Origin of the sequence: Asanoa ferruginea, from assembly GCF_003387075.1 — a bacterium.
In the GTDB taxonomy this organism is placed as follows: domain Bacteria; phylum Actinomycetota; class Actinomycetes; order Mycobacteriales; family Micromonosporaceae; genus Asanoa; species Asanoa ferruginea.
Map to the genome: position 1 here is coordinate 8,755,502 of NZ_QUMQ01000001.1, position 15,201 is coordinate 8,770,702.

At 73.3% G+C, this 15,201-nt stretch carries 13 protein-coding genes and 1 pseudogene; 7 read left to right on the forward strand and 7 right to left on the reverse strand.

All coding sequences use genetic code 11. From position 1 onward, the window contains the following. Position 1: 1 nt before the first annotated feature. From DFJ67_RS40730 to DFJ67_RS40745, 4 genes and pseudogenes are all read right to left on the reverse strand, one after another. A complete protein-coding gene (locus DFJ67_RS40730; protein WP_116074892.1) occupies positions 2-3,364 on the reverse strand; it encodes an error-prone DNA polymerase in 3,363 nt (1,120 codons plus the stop codon). Positions 3,365-3,492: 128 nt separating this feature from the next. Further along, positions 3,493-5,076, reverse strand: coding sequence for a DNA polymerase Y family protein (locus DFJ67_RS40735; protein ID WP_239097198.1), 1,584 nt, complete (start codon positions 5,074-5,076; stop codon positions 3,493-3,495). A 491-nt stretch (positions 5,077-5,567) separates the two neighbouring features. Beyond that, positions 5,568-6,245: pseudogene (locus tag DFJ67_RS40740) on the reverse strand (hypothetical protein); the annotation flags it as partial. 80 nt (positions 6,246-6,325) lie between these two features. Further along, positions 6,326-6,775 carry an SAV_6107 family HEPN domain-containing protein gene (locus tag DFJ67_RS40745; RefSeq protein WP_116074896.1) on the reverse strand — a complete coding sequence of 150 codons (450 nt, stop codon included), beginning with the start codon at positions 6,773-6,775 and terminating at the stop codon, positions 6,326-6,328. 470 nt (positions 6,776-7,245) lie between these two features. Here DFJ67_RS40745 and DFJ67_RS40750 point away from each other — a divergent pair, with 470 nt between their 5' ends. From DFJ67_RS40750 to DFJ67_RS40775, 6 genes are all read left to right on the forward strand, one after another. Continuing rightward, positions 7,246-7,737, forward strand: a complete 492-nt coding sequence (locus tag DFJ67_RS40750; protein ID WP_116074899.1) for a YbaK/EbsC family protein — start codon at positions 7,246-7,248, stop codon at positions 7,735-7,737. Between the two features lie 368 nt (positions 7,738-8,105). Continuing rightward, positions 8,106-8,798 (forward strand): monooxygenase, encoded by a 693-nt coding sequence (locus DFJ67_RS40755; protein ID WP_116074901.1) that lies wholly within the window; start codon positions 8,106-8,108, stop codon positions 8,796-8,798. Next, complete coding sequence (locus DFJ67_RS40760; RefSeq protein WP_116074903.1) at positions 8,795-9,349, forward strand: GNAT family N-acetyltransferase; 555 nt, start codon at positions 8,795-8,797, stop codon at positions 9,347-9,349. The genes DFJ67_RS40755 and DFJ67_RS40760 overlap by 4 nt, the downstream gene beginning before the upstream one ends. Beyond that, complete coding sequence (locus DFJ67_RS40765) at positions 9,346-10,092, forward strand: carotenoid biosynthesis protein (protein WP_116074905.1); 747 nt, start codon at positions 9,346-9,348, stop codon at positions 10,090-10,092. The genes DFJ67_RS40760 and DFJ67_RS40765 overlap by 4 nt, the downstream gene beginning before the upstream one ends. After that, on the forward strand, positions 10,089-11,201 hold the full coding sequence (locus DFJ67_RS40770; protein WP_409362915.1) for a glycosyltransferase family 2 protein: 1,113 nt from the start codon (positions 10,089-10,091) through the stop codon (positions 11,199-11,201). The genes DFJ67_RS40765 and DFJ67_RS40770 overlap by 4 nt, the downstream gene beginning before the upstream one ends. 15 nt (positions 11,202-11,216) lie before the next feature. After that, on the forward strand, positions 11,217-12,689 hold the full coding sequence (locus tag DFJ67_RS40775; protein WP_116074909.1) for a phytoene desaturase family protein: 1,473 nt from the start codon (positions 11,217-11,219) through the stop codon (positions 12,687-12,689). Here DFJ67_RS40775 and DFJ67_RS43125 read toward each other — a convergent pair. After that, positions 12,633-12,833, reverse strand: a complete 201-nt coding sequence (locus DFJ67_RS43125) for a hypothetical protein (RefSeq protein WP_170216182.1) — start codon at positions 12,831-12,833, stop codon at positions 12,633-12,635. The two genes, DFJ67_RS40775 and DFJ67_RS43125, sit on opposite strands and share 57 nt — an antisense overlap. Before the next feature lie 16 nt (positions 12,834-12,849). Between DFJ67_RS43125 and DFJ67_RS40780 the strand changes: the two genes are divergently transcribed. After that, entirely contained in the window at positions 12,850-13,440 is a 591-nt protein-coding gene (locus DFJ67_RS40780) for a GrpB family protein (protein WP_116074911.1), read from the forward strand. Positions 13,441-13,453: 13 nt separating this feature from the next. On the opposite strand, the gene DFJ67_RS40785 is transcribed toward DFJ67_RS40780, so the two are convergent. Both DFJ67_RS40785 and metF read right to left on the reverse strand, forming a co-directional pair. Beyond that, positions 13,454-14,131: a CDP-alcohol phosphatidyltransferase family protein gene (locus tag DFJ67_RS40785; protein WP_116074913.1), complete on the reverse strand. Its 678-nt coding sequence runs from the start codon at positions 14,129-14,131 to the stop codon at positions 13,454-13,456. A 30-nt stretch (positions 14,132-14,161) separates the two neighbouring features. Then, positions 14,162-15,079 (reverse strand): methylenetetrahydrofolate reductase [NAD(P)H], encoded by a 918-nt coding sequence (gene metF, locus DFJ67_RS40790; RefSeq protein WP_116074916.1) that lies wholly within the window; start codon positions 15,077-15,079, stop codon positions 14,162-14,164. Positions 15,080-15,201 lie beyond the last annotated feature (122 nt).

Genomic DNA, 15,201 nt, shown 5'->3' on the forward strand with positions numbered 1-15,201 from the left:
GTCAGCGGAAGTCGCGGGACGCCGAGGTGACCGGGGGCGTGATCCCGTCGAGGCGGTCGGCGCGCAGGTTGATCACCCCCTCGGCCATCTCCAGGCGGCCCCGGACGACCAGGGCCGCGCTGGTGCGGGCCACCCGCCGGTAGCGCTGCCACAGCCCCGGCGAGCAGGTGACGTTGAGCATCCCGGTCTCGTCTTCGAGGTTGATGAAGGTGACCCCGCCGGCCGTCGCGGGCCGTTGGCGGTGGGTGACGATGCCGCCGACGCGGACCCGCTGGCCGTTTTCGCAGCGGCCCAGGCGGGCGATCGGGACCGCGCCGATCATCTCCAGTTGCGGGCGGATGAACTGGGCGGGATGGCTGTCGGGTGACAGGCCGGTGGCCCAGACGTCGGCGACCAGGCGGTCGACCTGGTCCATGCCGGGCAGCAGCGGCGCCTGGGTCGCGGCGGTCGTGCCGGGGAGGCGGCCCGGGCGTTCCTGTGCGGCGGCGCCGGCCGCCCAGAGCGCCTCGCGACGGCTCAGCCCGAAGCAGGCGAACGCGTCGGCGGTCGCGAGGGCCTCCATGTTGGCGGTGGTGAGGCCCACCCGGCGGGCCAGGTCGGACATGTCGCGGTAGGGGCCGGTCGCCACCCGCTCCTGCTCGATCTTCTCGGCCAGGTCGGCGCCGATCGTGCGGACGCCGGCCAGGCCGACCCGGACCGCGGGACCGCCCAGGCCCCACTGGTGTGGCGGTTCGTTGGGCCCGCTGCCCCAGCGGGTGTCCTTCGTGGACTCCAGGACCGCCTGGGCGTTGCTGGCGTTGATGTCGGGGCGGCGCACCTCGACACCGTGCCGGCGGGCGTCGTCGACCAGGGTCTGCGGCGAGTAGAAGCCCATCGGCTGGGCGTTGAGCAGGGCGGCGAGGAACGCCGCGGGGTGGTAGCGCTTGAGCCAGGAGCTCGCGTACACCAAATAGGCGAAGCTCATCGCGTGGCTTTCCGGGAAGCCGTAGCTCGCGAACGCCGACAGTTTGAGGAAGATGTCGTCGGCCAGGGCGCCGCTGATGCCCCGCTCGGCCATGCCGGCGTAGAGCCGGTCGCGGATCTCGGCCATCCGCTCGGTCGACCGCTTGGAACCCATCGCCCGGCGGAGCTGGTCGGCGCCGGACGCGTCGAAGCCGGCGACGTCGATGGCGAGCTGCATCAGCTGCTCCTGGAACAGCGGCACGCCGAGCGTTTTGTCGAGCGCCTTCGCCATCAGCGGATGGTCGTGCTGCCACGTCTCCTGGCCGTTCTTGCGCCGGATGTAGGGGTGCACCGAGCCACCCTGGATCGGGCCCGGCCGGATCAGCGCGACCTCGACCACCAGGTCGTAGAACACGCGGGGCTTCAGCCGCGGCAGCGTCGCCATCTGGGCCCGGCTCTCCACCTGGAACACCCCGACCGAGTCGGCCCGGCACAACATGTCGTAGATCTCGGGATCGTCGAGCGGCATGGTGCTGATATCAAGGTCATCTTCGATCATCTCGTACGCGTAGCGCAGCGCCGACAGCATCCCGAGCCCGAGCAGGTCGAACTTGACCAGGTCGATGGCGGCGCAGTCGTCCTTGTCCCACTGAAGCACCGTGCGGCCCGGCATCCGGCCCCACTCGACCGGGCAGACCTCGATGATCGGCCGGTCGCAGATCACCATGCCGCCGGAGTGGATGCCCAGGTGCCGCGGGAACGTCTGCAGCTCGTTGGCGAAGTCGACGACGTGCTCCGGGATGTCGTCGACGTCGACCTTGGCCACCGAACCCCACCGGTCGATCTGCTTGCTCCACGCGTCCTGCTGCCCGGGCGAGAAGCCAAATGCTTTGGCGATGTCGCGTACGGCCGACCGCGGCCGGTAGGAGATAACGTTGGCCACCTGGGCCGTGTGCCGCCGGCCGTATTTCTCGTAGACGTGCTGAATGACCTTTTCCCGCTGGTCGGACTCGATGTCGACGTCGATGTCGGGCGGCCCGTCACGCTCCGGGGCGAGGAAGCGCTCGAAGAGCAGCCCGTGCTGGACGGCGTCGACGTTGGTGATCCACAGCGCGTAACAGACGGCGGAGTTGGCGGCGGAGCCGCGGCCCTGGCAGTAGATCCTGTTGTCCCGGCAGAACTTGACGATGTCGTAGACGACCAGGAAGTAGCCCGCGAAGCCGAGCTGCCCGATCATGTTCAACTCGTAGTCGAGCTGCCGGTAGGCGTCGGGGTGGGCCTCCCGCGGCCCGTAGCGCACCAGCGCGCCCGCCATGGTCAGCTTGCGCAGGTGGTCCATCTCGGACTCGCCCGGGTCGACCGGGTAGTCGGGCAGCTTCGGCGCCACGAGCTGGATGTCGAAGCCCAGGTCCTGCCCGTATTCCGCGGCCCGCGCCACCGAGCCCGGGTAGGCCGCGAACCGCTGCGCCATCTCGGCGCCGGAGCGCAGGTGGGCAGTGGCCGCGGCGGGCAGCCACGGGTCGATGTCGTCGAGGCTGCGCCGGGCCCGGACCGCCGCGACCGCGGTCGCGAGCCGCCGCCGCGCCGGCGTCGCGTAGTGGACGTTGTTGGTCGCGACGGTCGGCAGCCCACGCTGGGCGGCGAGCGCGGCCAGCGCGTCGTTGCGGTCGCCGTCGGTCGGGTCGCCGTGGTCGGTCAGCTCGACCGCCACGTTGTCGGGCCCGAACAGCCGCGCCAGCCGGTCGAGCTCGCGCGCCGCCGCGTCGACCCCTTCGGTGAGCAGCGCCGCCGGCACCGTCCCCTTGCGACACCCGGTGAGCACGAGCACGTGGTCACGCAGCTGCTCCGCGACGTCTTCCAAGGAGCCATAGGCCGGCCGGCCCTTCTCCCCGCCATCGAGCTGGGCCTGCCCGATGACCGACGACAGCCGGGCGTAGCCCTCGGTGCCGTGGGCCAGCGCCAGCAGGTGCCGGCCGTGCGGATCGGGCTCACCGGAGCGGATCACGGTGTCCTTGCCGCGTACCCCCTCGGAAAGTGACATTTCCGCGCCGAAGATGGTCTTCAGCTTGAGCGCCCGGGCCGCCTCGGAGAAGCGCACGACGCCGTAGAAGCCGTCGTGGTCGGTCATGGCCAGCGCGGTCAGCCCGAGCCGCCGCGCCTCCTCGGCCAGCTCCTCGGGGTGGCTGGCCCCGTCGAGGAAGCTGAAATTGGAGTGGCAGTGCAGCTCGGCATAGGGAACCGTGTCCTGCTCGGGCTGCGGCGGCTCTGGCGGCGCCTCATATTGGGGCCGCTTGCGGGTCCAGGCCGGCGAGTCGCCACCGTCGGCGTCGACCGCGAGCGGGTCGACGACATGCAGGTGGCGCCGCCCGGACAGGGTCCCCTCGAGCTGCGACCACGGAATCCCGGGATTATTGAAGCCCATTAGAAGCCTCTCCCGGGTCCGTGGTGGTCCGGACCGTCGCTCCCGCCGGGGACCGCTCGCTCCGCTCCGCTGCCAGCTCCGCGCCATCACACCCATTACATCGAGATGACCTTGCGGATCGGTTCTGGCTAGTCATAGATGGCCTCCACCGACCACTGCCCAGCGGCCAAGGACAGCAGGAAGGCGCTCCCGTCGGCCAGGGCGACCTGGAACCGGGCCCGGCGGCGGGCCTCGGCCGGCGCCCACCAGCGCTCGTCGACCGGCCAGGGCCCGGTCCAGCCGACGATCTCGACGGGCTGACCGGTGCCGATCGTGAGCCGGGCCGGGGCGGCGGTGACCAGCAGCCGGGCGGAAACACCGACCGGCTCCCCGGCCGCATCGCGCACGGTGGCCGCCAGCGGCGCCGGCAGGACCAACGCGGGCGCCGGCGCCGGCATCCGACCGGGCCAGGGCGCGGTCGGCCGGGTCGGGGTCAGCTCGTCACCCCAGGGCACCAGGCGTACCTGGTCGGCCGGCGAGCGCCCACCCCCGAGCACGGCGGTGACCACCGACTCGGGACCGAGGATGCCCTGGATCCGGTTGAACGCCCGGTGCGCCCGCTCCTTCTCCTCCCCCGTCTCACCCCACAGTCCTGGTTGGAGGCCGGCGTGCGGCAGCACCCCCTCCGGCACCAGGCGCAGCCGGATGATCCCGGCGGTCGGCTTGGCCGGTGCCGTTCGGGCGCCCGGGCGGGTGGTGCCGGACAGCCAGCCGTCGAGCTGCCAGCGCACCCGGTCAGCGATCGCGGCGGTGGTCAGCAGCCCGTCGTGCCGCCAGACCCGGTGCAGTTCCTGGCCGTGCGCGGTGACCGCTCCGATGGAAAGCCGGGTGCAGGCCAGCCCGTAGCCGGCCAGCCGCTCGTGCAGCCGCTCGGCGAGCATCCGCGCGGCGAACGCGGCCGTGTCGACCCGCTCCAGCGGATCGTCGCCGTAGTCTTCGCTGACCTCGAGGTCAGGTGGCGGCCGCCGAACCGCGAGCGGCCGCTCGTCGCCGCCCGAGGCCAGCCGATGCGCCAGCGCGGCGTCGAACCCGAACCGGGCCAACACGTCACCACGCGCCAGCCCGGCGAACGCGCCGAGGGTGCTGATGCCGAGCCGGCGGAGCAACTCGGTGAGCTGTGGCCGGGCGAGGGCCTCGACGGGCCGCCTGGCCAGGAACGCGACCGTCTGGCCGCTCGGCACGATCACCCCTTCGCGGGCGGCGAGCGCGGCGGCGAACCCACCGTCGGCGACCCCGACCTGGCTCTCCACGGCACAGCTCTGCGCGACATGCTCGACGATCCGCTCGGCCGCAGCCTCCTCACCGCCGAAGTAGCGGGCCGGCCCCCGCGCGGCGAACCCACACACACCGGGCCGCACCACCTCGACGCCCGCGACCATCTCCTCGACCGCGGCGACGACGGGCTCGAACGCCCGCGCGTCACGGGCCGGATCATGGTCGACAACGACCAGGCCGGGGCACCGGCTCTGCGCCTCCCGCTTGCGCAGCCCCCGCCGCACCCCGTCGACCCGCGCCGACTCGGACGCCGCCACCACCCGGTTGGCGTGCATGACCGCGACCGCCCCGGTGGCCGGCACCCCGTCAACGATCTCGGCCGCGATGACCGGCCAATCCGGACACCAGAGCACGGCGGTACGCGCGACCGCGCCCTCCTGGCCAGCCCGGCCAGCGATGCTGCCCTGCCCGTGGCCCGGATCGCCGGCCGCACGGCGGTCCCCGGCCGCCCGACCTGGGTCGCCGCTCGCGCGGCGAGCGTCGGTTACACGGTCTGAGTCGCCGGCTGCGCGGCTAAGGCCACGACGCCCCCCGCCCAGGTCTTCGCTCTCGCCATGCGGATCCCCGTTCGTGTTTCCCGCAGTGGTGGCACGCCGGCTTCTGGTCATCCGACGCCTCCCGCGACCAGGGTGAGTCGTGGTCGCTGCTGCTCCTGACCGTCGGTCAGGCCGTCGGTGACGACTGCCCATGGGTCGACGGGCTCCGCGGCATCGACCGCGGGCTCGTCGTTGGATCGCGGGTCGCCGCCCGCGGACCGGGACGGCTTCGACCGGCCTTCGCCGGCCGGAGTTGGCTGGGCGTCCTTTGCCCGGCCGGTGTCGGGTGTGGTGGCCGCCGAGGTAGCGGGGTCGGGGACCGGGTGTAGGGCGGGTAGGGCGATGGGCTCGAGAGGCGCGATCGCGACGGTGCCGGTCAGCGGGCGGAAGCCCGGCATCCAGACGGTGATCTCGCGGGGTTGGGTGGCCGCGCCGCGGCCCTGTGCGACGACGGTGACCTCGCGGCGGCGGAGGCGGCCACGGCCGTCGGACAGGCCCTCCCAGCGGCCGCGGGTGACGCGCAAGGTGAGGTCGGCGCCGTCCCAGTGGCCGTAAGGGACCAGGACACTGCCGCGTTGCCGGGCGCGGGCCGCCAGGCGGGCGGTGACCGGGCCGGAGATGGCGCCCGGGCCGGGGACCGCGAGGACCACGACGTCGACGCCGTCGATCAGGGCGGCGACCACCGTGGCCCACTCAGGGCCCGGGTTGGGCACCAGCGCCAAGCGGTCGAGGGCGACGCCGCCGTCGGCGGCCGCGACCGCGCCGAACGCGGGGACGCCGACCACCGCGCACCAGGAGCCGGCCCGGGACGCCTCGGCGATGAGGGCGTAGACCAGAGAGGTGCCGCCGCTGGGTGACCGCGGCCCGGTGCCCACCGCCACGGTGCTGCCCCGGCGCAGGCCGCGGCCGGGCAGCAGGCCACGCAGCTCGGCCGGCACCGGCAGGGTGCGGTGGGCGTCGTCGGGAGCGGCGCTGGCCGGGCGGACCAGACCTGACAGTGCTGCTGATCCCAGCGTCATCTGACCGGCCATGCGCTCACCCCCGTCGTGCCTTCGTGCTGGTTGTGCTGGTTGCTGGTTGTGCTGCTTGCCGGCCGTGCGAGGTGGCGGTGTCAGGCGGCCAGACCGTCGAGCGACGGCTGGTGTGCGATGCCGAGCGCGACCTCGACCACGGCCACGAACTGCTCGGCGGCGCGGAGCAGGTCGTCGGCCTCGCGGGCGGTCACCACCCGGGGGATGCCCGCCTCGGCGGCGGCGCGCTTCGTGGCCCCGGCGGCGAAGTAGGTGGCCCACTCGTCGAGCTCGGGCGCCACCATCACCAGCAGTGCCCAGACGCTGGTGATCCGGTTGCGCCGGGTCGGCGAGGGACGGGCCCGGGCGGCGAGCATCGCCGCCGCGGCGCGCAGGGCGGCGAGGTGGGCGGCGGCGTAGCGCAGGCCGTCGGGGCGGGTCTGTGCCGCCTCCGCGAGGCCGTGCCGGGCGATCGCGAGCAGCTGGGCCGGCGTGCGGTGCGGCAGCACGTGGGCCGGCACGGTCGGCGCCTGGGCCGGGCTGGTCGTCATGGAACTTCGTCTCCTCCGCGTATGCAAAGCCTGCGCACGGGCCCGGAGGACCCGCGGGACGTTGCCCGCCGCGGAGGAAGACGCAGCGGTGTTTCCGAGTTGCCGGTCGGGCGTGACGCTTCCCCACACCACACCCGACCGGCAAGGGTCGGCTGGTCCGTCGTCCGCCGCCCGGGGGTCGAGGGCGGCGGACGACGGTCCTGCCTGATGTGCGGCCCGCGAAGCCGCACCTCCCGGGAGCCACGCCGCGAATCGTGGGTCTCCCGGATCGCCAGAACGAGTGTGCGAGCTAATCGAACACGCGTTCTAACTACAAGAAGAGTACACCTTGGGTCCGACAAAAAAGCAACGCGACGCGAGGTGACATCCGCTGATGTTTCGCGGGGGCCGGAAAACGGCTCCCACCAGCGTGAACACCCCGAGCAGAAACCCAGGCGCGCCCATCGGGCCCGGCGTGAGAACGTGTCCAGATGCAACCGCACGCCAACGTCCGCGCCGTCCAGGACGCGCTCGACGCCGCCGGTGCCCGCGACGCCGCCGGCCAGCCCAGCCAGGTCCGCATCCTCGAAGACGCCGCACCCACCGCCGCCGCGGCCGCCGCCCAGGTCGGCGTCGAGGTCGGCGCGATCGCCAACTCACTGGTCTTCGACGCTGACGGCGCGCCGCTGCTGGTGCTCACCAGCGGCGCGCACCGGGTCGACACCGCCCGGGTCGCCAAGGAGCACGGAATCGAGAAGGTCAAGCGGGCCTCGCCCGACTTCGTCCGGGCACACACCGGCCAGGTGATCGGCGGCGTCGCACCGATCCACCCCGGCCTGCCGGCCATGCGCACGCTCGTCGACACCGCGCTCTTCGCCTTCGACGAGGTCTGGGCCGCCGGCGGCATCCCGCACGCGGTCTTCCCGATCACCCCGGCCGAACTCGAACGCCTCACCGGCGGCACGGTCACCGACGTCGCCTGACCGGCCCGCTCAACGGCGGGCCGGGAACCGGCCGTCCAACGGCTCGCCCGAACGAGGCACCCAACGACCCGCTCGGCCGCCCGACGACGCGACCCGGTCGCTCGACAACCCGCCCGGCCGCTCCAAGACCCCCCGTCCGCTCCAAGACCCGCCCGAACCGGTCACCAACGATCCGTCCGAACCGGCCGCCCGAACCGGCCACCAACGACCCGCCCAAACCGGCCGCCCAACGACCACCCAAACCGGCTGCCCAACGACCCGCCCGAACCGGCCACCGATGGCCCGCCCGAACGGGCCGCCCGAACGGCCCGCCCGAACGGGCCGCCTGAACACCCGGGCCGAGCACGCTGGGTGGAGACTGGGACCCGATGGACACGGTCGTTACCCTGCACGTCTGGCGGATGCCGAGGCGGGCCCTCCCGGAGGTGCTCGCCCGCATGGCCATCGACCGGCGCCGTCTCCGGCGGCACCCCGGCGTTCGGTTCGCCAAGCTTCTCGGCACGGGTACCGGCACCGGCTTCGGCCCGGGCGACGTCGACGCGACCCGCTGGGCGGCGCTGCTCGTGCACGACCGGGAAGCATCGGAACCGCCGGCCATCGCCGGCTGGACCAGGCGGAGCATCGGGTACGCCCGGATCGACCTCGCCCCGATCTCCAGCCGGGGCACCTGGAGTGGGCGGGAGCCGTTCGCGGGCACCGCCCGTACACCCGGAATGGTCCTCGCTCTGACCCGGGCCCGGCTCAAGCCGGCGCGGACCGCGACCTTCTGGCGGGCCATCCCCCCGGTGGCGGCAGCCCTGAGAGACGCACCCGGCCTGCTCGCCCGGTTCGGCATCGGCGAGGCGCCGATCGGCTGGCAGGGCACCGTCACCGTGTGGCGAAACGCGGCAGATCTGGTGGCCTTCGCGTACCGTCGGCCCGAGCATCGCGCCGCCATCGCCCGGACGACTCAGGTTGGCTGGTATTCCGAGGAGCTTTTCGCCCGGTTCGCGGTGTGCGGCATCATGGGTGACCGCGAGGTGCTCGGCTGGGCAGAGATGACAAGGAGCGATCCGGCATGAGGCTGGTGCCGTGGAAGCCGGACGACCTGGCACGTCGGCTCGACGACGTGGTGGCCGTCTACGGCGAGGCGATGGGTTACCGGCCGGAGCTGATGGAGGCCCGGCGCGGCATCATCGCCACGCACGTGCGCCGGTCCGGGTTCCGTGCCGTCGCCACGCTGACCACCGAGGGTCAGCTCGCCGGTTTCGGCTACGGCTATGTCTCCGGCGCCGGGCAGTGGTGGCACGACCAGGTCCGGTCCGCGCTGAGCGAGGAGCATCGCAAGCGCTGGCTGACCGACTGCTTCGAGGTCGTCGAGTTGCACGTGCGCCCGGCCGCGCAGGGGCACGGGGTCGGCGCCCGCCAATTGCGCGCCCTGCTCGGGATGGCGCCGGGTGCGACCACCCTGCTGTCCACCCCGGAGGCCGACGAGCAGAAGTCGCGCGCCTGGCGGCTCTACCGCAGCTTCGGGTTCGTCGACGTGCTGCGCCACTTCCGCTTCCCCGGCGACGAGCGGGCCTTCGCGGTGCTCGGCCGCGACCTGCCGCTGGCCGCGCCGTCCGGGGAATGACCCGCGGGCTGCCCTGGCTCGGGCTGGGCCTGCTGATCCTGGCCCAGATCTGCTACCCGCTGACCGGCGGCGGCGCACGGGCGGCGCTCACCATCACCACGGTCGCGCTCGGTTACCTGCTGTCGGTCTCGCACGCCGCGCTCACCCGCGGCCCCCGCGTCGCCACCGCGTTGGTGCTGGTCACCACCGGCGGCGGGCTCCTGGTCGAAGCGGCGGGCGTGTCCAGCGGCTTCCCGTTCGGTGACTACGCGTATTCGGACGCCCTCGGCCCGAAGATCGCCGGTGTGCCCGTGGTGATCCCGCTCGCCTGGACCTGGATGGCCTGGCCGGCCTGGCTCGCGGCGGTCCGGCTGGTCCGCCACCCGGCCGCGCGAATCCTGGTCGCCGGCGTCGGCCTCGCCGCCTGGGACCTCTTCCTCGACCCGCAGATGGTCGCCGAGGGCTATTGGACCTGGTCCGACCCGTCGCCGAGCCTGCCGGGGGTGCCTGACGTGCCGCTGGGCAACTACGCCGGCTGGCTGGTCGTCGCGGTCCTGATGATGGCGCTGTTCGCCGGGCTCGCCGGCCCGACCTCCCCCGGCCGCGACGCGCCGATGTATGCCCTCTATCTCTGGACCTACTACTCCAGCATCCTCGCGCACGCCGCGTTCCTGGGCCTGCCCGCGTCTGCGGGTTGGGGCGCGCTGGCCATGGGCCTGGTCGCAGTGCCATTGACTTTTCGGGTACGCGCATGGCCACGCTGATCTGGCTGCCGGCGACGCTGGCCGGCCTGCTGACCCTGCACGCGCTCGTCAACGCCCGGCTCCTGCGCCGGCCGGTCGCGGCGTCGTTCACCGACCCGGTGGCCGTGCTGCTCCCGGTGCGCGACGAGGAGGCCCGGGTCGGTCCGTGCCTGCGGTCGCTGCTCGCACAGCGCGGCGTACCCGGACTGTCCATCCTGGTCCTCGACGACGACTCGACCGACGGCACCGCAGACCTGGTGCGCGCGCTGGCCGGCGACGACCCGCGCGTGCGGCTGCTGACCGGTGCGCCGCTGCCGGCGGGTTGGCTCGGCAAGCCGCACGCCTGCCAGCAACTCGCGGACGCGACCGACGCCGACGTGCTCGTCTTCGTCGACGCCGACGTCGTGCTGGCACCGGACGCGGTCGCGGGTGCCGCCGCGCTGCTCCGGTCGTCGAAGGTCGGGCTGCTCAGCGCGTACCCCCGGATTGTCGTGGGGTCGTGGGGTGAGCGGCTGGTGCAGCCGCTGTTGCAGTGGTCGTGGCTGACGTTCCTGCCGCTGCGGGCGATGGAGCGCTCGGCGCGCCCGTCGTTGGCCGCGGCCGGTGGGCAGTTTCTGGTCGCGGACCGGTCGGCCTATCGGGCGGCAGGCGGGCATGCGGGGGTACGCGGCTCGGTGCTCGAGGACATCGCCCTGGCGCGCGCGGTGAAGCGGGCCGGCGGGCGGATCGCGCTGGCCGACGGATCGCGGATCGCGTCGTGCCGGATGTACGAGTCGTGGCACTCGCTCGTCGACGGGTATACGAAGTCGCTGTGGGCGTCCTTCGGGTCCCGGGTCGGTGCGGCGGCGGTGGTCCTGCTGTTGTGCCTGGTGTACGTCGTGCCCGTGCCGCTGTTCCTCGGTGGGGTCGTTGCCGGCTCGCCGCGCCTGGTGCTGGCCGGGCTGGTCGGCTACCTGCTCGGGGTGTTCGGCCGGGTGATCAGCGCGGCGGCGACCGGCGGGCGGCGGTGGCCCGACCCGCTGGGGCAGCCGGTGTCAGTGCTGTTGTTCGGGTGGCTGGTCGCGCGTTCCTACCGGCTCCGCCGGGCCGGGGTGCTGCGCTGGCGGGACCGGCCGGTGGTGCCGTGGTGACGGGTGGAGGCGGGCATGGCTGAGGTCGTGGTGATCGGCGCGGGCGTGGGTGGGCTGGCCTGTGCGGCACGGCTCGCGGCGGGCGGGCATCGGGTCACGGTGTACGAGCGGTCCACGGTGGTCGGTGGCAAGCTCGGGCGGCTCGTGGTGGAGCGGCCGGAGGGCACCTACCGGTTCGACACCGGGCCGAGCCTGCTGACGTTGCCGCAGGTCTTCGACGAGCTGTTCGCCGACCTCGGCGGCGGCGCGCCGGAGCTGGTGCCGCTGGATCCGGTGGTGCGGCACGTGTTCCCGGACGGGACGGTGCTGGACTCGTCGGCTGATCCCGGGGTGTTTCTTGATCGGATCGACGCGGCTTTCGGGTCGGATGCGGCAGCTGACTGGGCGACGTTGTGGCGGCGGGCCGGTCGGGTCTGGACGGCGTCGTGGCGGGACATTCTGCGGCGGCCGCTCGACTCGCCGGCGGCGCTGGCCGGGCTGGCGTGGCGGTTCGGCGACCTGGCTGCGGTGGCGCCCGGCATGTCGTTGCGCGGGCTGGGCCGGCGGCACCTGGGTGATCCGCGGCTGCGGATGCTGCTGGACCGCTACGCGACCTATACGGGAGCGGACCCCCGGCGGGCGCCGGCCGCGCTGGTGGCGGTGCCGTACGCGGAGCTGTCCTTCGGTGGTTGGTATCTTCCCGGCGGCCTGGCGACGCTGGCCGACGCGCTGCTGTCGCGGTGCGAGGCGCTGGGCGTTTCCGTGCGGACCGGGGCGGCGGTGACCCGGATCTCGGCCGCCGGCGGGCGGGTCAACGGGGTGCGGGTGGGTTCGGCGTTCGTGCCCGCCGACGTGGTGGTGTCCAATGTGGATGCGCTGACGTTGTATCGCGACCTGTTGCCGGCGCCGCGACGGCTCGGGCGGCTGGCCGACCGCAGCCTCGCGGGGTTCGTCGTGCTGTTGGGGTTGCGAGGGCGGACGCCCGGGCTGGCCCACCACACGGTTCTCTTTCCCACTGACTATGACGCGGAGTTCGACGCGATCTTCGGCGCGCCGGCCCGGCCCGCCGCGGATCCGACCGTGTTCGTGACCGTGGCTGACGATCCGCTGGTCCGGCCGGAGGGGCACGAGGCGTGGTTCGTGCTGGTCAACGCGCCGCGACACGGGATCGGTCCGGGGGCCGTTGACTGGGACCGGCCGGGGTTGGCCGATGCCTATGCAGATCGGGTGCTGTCGGTGCTCGCGGCGCGGGGGTTTGACGTTCGCGATCGGGTGCTGTTTCGGGAGGTGCTGACGCCGGCTTCGCTGGAACGCAGCGCGGGGGCGCCGGGTGGGGCGATCTACGGGACGGCCGGCGGGTTGTTGCGGCCGGCTAACCGTGGGCCGGTGCGGGGGCTGTTTCTGGTCGGTGGGTCCGCGCATCCGGGTGGCGGGCTGCCGATGGTAGCCCTCTCAGCCAAGATCGTCGCCGAGTCCGTCGGGCCGGCGCGCCAGGTCGGGACCCGTTAGGGCCGGCACCGCGAGGCGCAGCGCCGCGAGGCCCAGCACCGTGCGGGCCAACGCCGTGCGGGCCAACGCCGTGCGGGCCAACGCCAGGGCCGGCACCGCGCAGGACTGCGACCGCGCACGGCCGCCACCGCGCAGGGCCGGCACCCGTTAGGGTCGCGGGATGCGTTTGCCGCCGTTGCCTGAGCCGTCGCCGCCGGTTACCGAGGAGTGGCTGCGCGAGCGGCACGTGGACGACAACGTGACCAGATTGCCCGGGCCCATCGAGATCGTGCCCTACGACCCCGCCTGGCCGACGCTGTATGAGAAGCACGCCGCCACCATCCGCTCAGCACTCGGCCCAGCGGCGCTGGCTATCGAGCACGTCGGGTCGACGTCGGTGCCCGGTCTGGCGGCCAAGGCGCGTCTGGACATCGACGTGATCGTCGCCGACCCGCGCGACGAGCCCGCCTACCTACCGGCGCTGGAGTCGGCCGGCTACGTGCTGCGGGTGCGCGAACCGGACTGGTATGACCACCGCTGCCTGCACGGCTTCTCCCCCATGGCGAACGTGCACGTCTTCGGCCCCGACTGCGACGAACACCTCCGCCACCTGATCTTCCGGGACTGGCTCCGGGCCCACCCGGAAGACCGCGACCGCTACGCGGCCGAGAAACGCCGCATCGCCGCCGCGAATCTGACCTACATGGCCGAATACGCGGCCCTGAAGTCCACCGTCATCATCGACGTCCTGCACCGCGCCGGGCTGCGCTAGAGGCGCGCACGCGTCAGCGGAGCAGGCGGCGGACCGCGCGGAAGAGTTGGGTCAGGCCGAAGGCGGCGAGCAGGACCCAGATGGCCAGGAAGACGGTCAGGGTGCCCGGCGTCAGGTCTTTGTCGAGGCCGCCGGCCGCTGCCGCGACGACGAAGGCCACGACGGTGACGCTGACCCGGCTCGGGCGTTCGCCGACCGTGACCGTGCCGATCTCGGTCATGCCGGCCGCGGTGGCCCGGGCGCGGATGTATTCGTGCAGCCAGGACAGCGCGCCGGCGGTGAAGACGAGGGGTGCGGGCGCGCCGGCCACCCAGAAGGCCACCAGCCAGCAGATCTCGCCGAGGCGGTCGGCCACCGAGTCGTAGACGTAGCCCAGGCGGGTGGCCCGGTCGGTGGCCACCGCGACGGCGCCGTCGACGCTGTCGGCCACCGCGGCCAGCAGGACCAGGATCGCGGCCGCGAACAGGCCCGACGGGGCGCGGGTCGCGGCGATCGGGACCAGCGCGCAGAGCAGCAGGCCGACCACCGTGACCGGGGTCGGGGTGATCCCGAGGCGGCCCAGGCGCGAACCGATCTCATAGGACAGTCGGACCCAGCCGCGGACGGCCGTGCCCGCCTGCCGCGGGTCGAAGCCGCCGTGCAACGCCGCCCACCTGGACGCGTATTCGTTCCAACCCAGCCGTGTGCCCACGTCAGCTCAACCGTCTGTCGGCGGTCGAGGTCACACGCGGGCTTCGACCCGGAGGTTTTGCCACACGTCGCGGGTCGCCGTCGAGCGGTTGAGGGTGATGAAGTGGATGCCGGGCACGCCCTCGTCGATCAGCCGCTGGCACATCCGGCTGGCCTGCTCGATGCCGAGCTTGCGGACCGCTTCGTCGTCGTCGGCCACCCGGGCGAACTGCTCGGCCAGCGCCGCCGGGAACGGCGCGCCGGAGAGCTGCTCGGACCGGGCGATCGTGCTCAGCCTGGTCACCGGCATCACGCCGGGCAGGATCGGGGTGTCGCAGCCGGAGGCGGCCACCCGGTCGCGGAGCCGCAGGTAGTCGTCGCCGTCGAAGAACATCTGGGTGATCGCGAAGTCGGCGCCGGAGCGGCACTTGCGGATGAAGTGCTCGGTGTCGCTCGCTATGTCGGGCGACCGCGGGTGCTTATAAGGAAAGGCGGCCACGCCGACGCAGAAGTCGCCCGACTCGCGGATGATCCGGACGAGGTCTTCGGCGTAGTCGACGCCCTCGGGGTGGCGGACCCACTCGCCGTTGGGGTTGCCGGGCGGGTCGCCGCGGACGGCGAGGATGTTGCGGATGCCGGCACCGGCCAGCCGGCCGATCACGTTGCGCAGCTCGGCAACGGAGTGGTTGACGGCCGTCAGGTGGGCCATCGGGAGCAGCGTGGTCTCGGTCGCGACCCGCTCGGTCACCGCGACCGTGGTGTCACGGGTGGTGCCGCCGGCGCCGTAGGTGATCGAGACGAAGGACGGCTGGAGCGGCTCGAGCTCGCGGATCGCCCGCCACAGCTGCACCTCGCCTTCGGGGGTTTTGGGCGGGAAGAACTCGAAAGAGAAGGTCGGGGCCTCGTCGCGAACGAGGTCGCCGATCGACGGTTGCGATCCCGGAAGGATCGAAGGGAGTCCTAGCGCCACGGGTCGAGCGTACCGGCTGGGGGTGTTGGCGGGGCGGCGCACCGAGCGCCTGTGGATAACGCGGGTTCGCGCTGGTGACGGGGTTGGCGGCGGGATGGGTACGGGAAAACGTCGGGCCTGTG

Coding starts and splice junctions, on each gene's coding strand:
- DFJ67_RS40730 (WP_116074892.1), bottom strand. CDS start 3,364: ATGGGCTTCAATAATCCCGGGATTCCGTGGTCGCAGCTCGAGGGGACC.
- DFJ67_RS40745 (WP_116074896.1), bottom strand. CDS start 6,775: ATGACGACCAGCCCGGCCCAGGCGCCGACCGTGCCGGCCCACGTGCTG.
- DFJ67_RS40750 (WP_116074899.1), top strand. CDS start 7,246: ATGCAACCGCACGCCAACGTCCGCGCCGTCCAGGACGCGCTCGACGCC.
- DFJ67_RS40755 (WP_116074901.1), top strand. CDS start 8,106: ATGGACACGGTCGTTACCCTGCACGTCTGGCGGATGCCGAGGCGGGCC.
- DFJ67_RS40760 (WP_116074903.1), top strand. CDS start 8,795: ATGAGGCTGGTGCCGTGGAAGCCGGACGACCTGGCACGTCGGCTCGAC.
- DFJ67_RS40765 (WP_116074905.1), top strand. CDS start 9,346: ATGACCCGCGGGCTGCCCTGGCTCGGGCTGGGCCTGCTGATCCTGGCC.
- DFJ67_RS40775 (WP_116074909.1), top strand. CDS start 11,217: ATGGCTGAGGTCGTGGTGATCGGCGCGGGCGTGGGTGGGCTGGCCTGT.
- DFJ67_RS40780 (WP_116074911.1), top strand. CDS start 12,850: ATGCGTTTGCCGCCGTTGCCTGAGCCGTCGCCGCCGGTTACCGAGGAG.